We start from the raw sequence: 3,484 nt of genomic DNA on the forward strand, positions 1-3,484 counted from the left end.
TACCGCAGCCACCTCATAGACGGCTGCCTTACCGAGACAGGACTGACCATCAGCCCCTGATCACCGAAGACGACATCACGAGTTCAACCTCAGTAGTTGGGCCAGATTTCAGGCTGGCCGGTATTGTTCGGTCCGGCGCAGTCTCAACCAGCGGCATATCATCGTCCTTCAAAATTACCGACCGCCGACCTCGGCACAGAAACGCTCCGGTAGTACCCGAGAGCCCGCTTCACCTCTCGCTACTCAAAAGGAACTTCCCCTTCCCTGATCACGTGCCAGGCGGACTCTTTCGTGGAAGCGTGAGGTGAACCAGGGCCTGTCGGTAAAGTTGCCTTACGAAGAAAGACTCGACTGGAATAGATTGTCTTCGAAAGCAGTGATATCTCCCAGCCGAGATACGTTTTCGGCAGCGGCAAAGAGACGCAAAGCTGCGCGAGTGGCTGTCTCGTCACGCCGGGACAGGCGATGTCCCCATCGTCGAGCGACAGCCTCCAACTCTCCTTCTGGGGCCACATGATGAGCGATCCCGTAGGAGTATGCGGTGGCAGCATCGATACGGTCCCCGAAAAGTATCATCTCTCGCAAACGGGGAGCTCCTATCTCATGTATCAGACGAGCTGAGGTGCCACTCCAGACAGGTGGGAAGCCCAGGATGAGTTCTGGTAGCCGAAAGGTTGCTGTGTCGGAGGAGACACGTAGGTCGCAGTGAAGGGCGAGGGCGAGGCCCGCACCAACTACGTCTCCGTGAATCTGTGCGATCATAATAGTGTCGGGGTTGGATATTTCCCTACACACCTCCCGCCCGAGGTTGAGAAGGTGCCGGATTCTCTTCCCCGAACGATCAACGGCCGCTGCAGCCTTGAACTCGGCCATATCAACTCCTGCGCAGAAGCGGGTGCCTGTACCTGAAAGAACGATCACCCGTGTCTCGTCTCTGCGTCGCACGCTGGTGAGCGCCTCCAAAAGTGCCTCCAGCAGAGTTCCATTCAATGCGTTGCCGGCGCTAGGGCGGTTCAACCGCAGTCTAGTGACAGAGCCATCGTGTTCCACAGTTACGAGTAGTTCTGGCTGTACAGGTGTGTCAGGAGCCCCGGCGTGATTGATCATCCCAACTCCACTGGTAGGGAGGTTACTTCTCGGAAGGCAACTCCTGGAGGCCTTTCGACCTTGCCAGCCAGTTGAAGAGTGGGGAATCGATCCAACAAAGAACTTACGACGAGGCGGGTCTGCATCTGGGCCAGAGCAGCACCTACACAATAATGAGCGCCAACGCCGAAAGTAAGAAGTCGTCCAGGAGCACGCGAAAAGTCGAGTCTGTTGGGATCGGGGAAGACAGTGGGATCCCTATGGGCTGCCCCTATGAGCGCCGTTGCCAACTGGCCTCGCTGCACTGGGATACCAGCAAGCTCTGTATCTTGAGCTGCGACCCGTGAAACTACCTGGGCGGCAGGATCCCATCTCGAAATTTCGTGTACGGCCGCAGGTATTGCGTGAGGGTTGTCAGCCAGCCAAGCGGCTTGGCTGCGATGGGTCATCACTATCAAAGCCGTGCTTGCCAGCATGGCTGAGGTGGTGTCACGACCCGCGCCGAGCAAGACTGCTGTGAGGACGTCAGCGCGTAGGCCTCCGCCGGTTCCTTGGTCCTCCGACTCGACGAGCGTGGTAAGGAGTCCTGGTTTTTGAAGTGTCCGGTGCTCCGGAACTCGTGCGGTTATGTAGTTTCGGATCGAACGAACTGCCTCGTCCGCAACTAGCAGTTGACGTTCCGTGGGGGAGAGTTCTTGCACAGGGGACATCGCTCGTGCGAGGCCATCTAGGAAAGCGCTGTCTGCCTGTGGCAGGCCAAGGAGCGCACATAGGACGGAAACTGGCAAGGCGCTCGACACGAGACGTGCGAAGTCTGCCTTGCCGTCACGCTGGAGGGCATACTCGAGTGCATCCATGCGCTCGCTGACCAGACGTTCCACAACAGGCGTGAGGCTTTGTACTGCCCGGACTGACATATGGGGGGCAATTACCTGACGCTGCTCAGTATGCCCCGGGGGATTCATGAGGATCAAGGAATCCGTAAGGTCTACAACTGCTTGATGGCGGCGCCAGTCGGGCAGATGAGCGTCTCGCCAACAGGCACTAACTGCTTCCCAGGAAGATCCTTTCAGCAACTCTGAGCAGGCATCATACCCCGTCGCCAAAAGACCGCCCCAAGGAGTAGACAGGACTGGCCCGACGCCGCGCATGATCTCATATATAGGATAGGGATTTTCGCGCCCTTTTCCTGAACGCAATCGTGCCAGGAGGCGCGCTCCGATCTGTTCCTCCGTCAGGTCTGACACGGATTCACTTGCCATTGATGTTGCTCTTTTCGGTTCGATCGATGTGACGACCTCTGCGATTGAGGGCTCGAAGAGTAGCGTAGGCGTACCGGCGGGAAGATTACTGAGTAGTGATTGCTTAATCGTGCTGTGCTGTATCTCGGGATAGGTGCACCCAGTGTTTTGCCAGGATAGGGCGAAAATTCGGTCGTTGGATTGGAACCCGCTAGGAGTTGTCGCCAAAGCCGCCCGCTCCGAGAGTTAGACGTTCCTGCCTTTCCGGGCCATGCGCCTCCCAGTAGCCCTCCTCATGGGTAGCCAGTTTCTGCTGATGGCAGCACGCTGAAGGGCAGCCTCGCATTGCGCGATTCGCTTGGAAGTGGTGGCGATGCCGAACAGCGGCGTGCCTATCGCCTTGACCTCTAACAGTTGCACCCTCGCGTGCACCGTCACCCGCGTGATCGGGAACGGCTCCGCCGGCCCGCCGCGTGAAACGATCTGGACCGTTACCATCCAAATGAAAGCGGGCGTGATCTACGGAAGCCACCAGAGCATCGCCCATGTGACCGGCAACTCGGCGTCGCCATCACATCCGCCAGGCACTTATGGATGTCATCACGGGCGAGCGTGGCATCTTCAACGGCTCGAATTCAGCGAGAACCGTGCCGAACTTGAACACGATCCCGCCGCGTGCCTAGAGGTGATCCTGACCCCGAACCCAGGCCGCCAGCGGCAACGGCGCGATCAACCACCCACGAAGTCTCCCATTCCTCCCACTTCGACCAGCAGTCGGAATGATCCTTGCGGCACCTTGCGGCAGCGTAAGTGGGTATACACGAGAGGCCTCCCGTACTCGTGATGGCGAAGTCGCCATCACCGTGTGCGTGCCGCATGATGCGGTAGTCCGCTGGTGCGCCTGGGTTTGGAGGGTCACAAAGGAAGGTCAAAGACCGGAAGCAGTGGTGCGGTCGACGGCCTGTGGGCGCCGTGGAGTGAGCAGAGAAACGTAACCGATGGCGACGGGCGTTGCTTTGAGTACTGAAGACTCTTGAGGCTTCTTGCATGCCTGATAAACAATGACGCGCGTAGATTCATCTGCCGTTCCTCCAAGCACCCTCCGGAGCCCTGATGCCTTCCTCCATACCGAGATTCGCCGCCGTTTCCGCCGTCGT

The 3,484-nt window shown here is 58.5% G+C and carries 2 protein-coding genes; both read right to left on the reverse strand.

What is annotated here, in order from left to right; genetic code table 11:
• Window positions 1–333 precede the first annotated feature (333 nt).
• Window positions 334–1,107 carry an enoyl-CoA hydratase/isomerase family protein gene (locus tag ACFWUY_RS40925; RefSeq protein ID WP_384121929.1) on the reverse strand — a complete coding sequence of 258 codons (774 nt, stop codon included), beginning with the start codon at window positions 1,105–1,107 and terminating at the stop codon, window positions 334–336.
• Complete coding sequence (locus ACFWUY_RS40930) at window positions 1,104–2,348, reverse strand: cytochrome P450 (RefSeq protein ID WP_384121931.1); 1,245 nt, start codon at window positions 2,346–2,348, stop codon at window positions 1,104–1,106. Before ACFWUY_RS40930 ends, ACFWUY_RS40925 begins: the two co-directional genes overlap by 4 nt.
• Window positions 2,349–3,484: the final 1,136 nt, after the last annotated feature.

The sequence above is a fragment of the Streptomyces sp. NPDC058664 genome (genome assembly GCF_042716635.1).
Classification (GTDB): domain Bacteria; phylum Actinomycetota; class Actinomycetes; order Streptomycetales; family Streptomycetaceae; genus Streptomyces.

Coding starts and splice junctions, on each gene's coding strand:
- ACFWUY_RS40930 (WP_384121931.1), bottom strand. CDS start 2,348: ATGGCAAGTGAATCCGTGTCAGACCTGACGGAGGAACAGATCGGAGCG.
- ACFWUY_RS40925 (WP_384121929.1), bottom strand. CDS start 1,107: ATGATCAATCACGCCGGGGCTCCTGACACACCTGTACAGCCAGAACTA.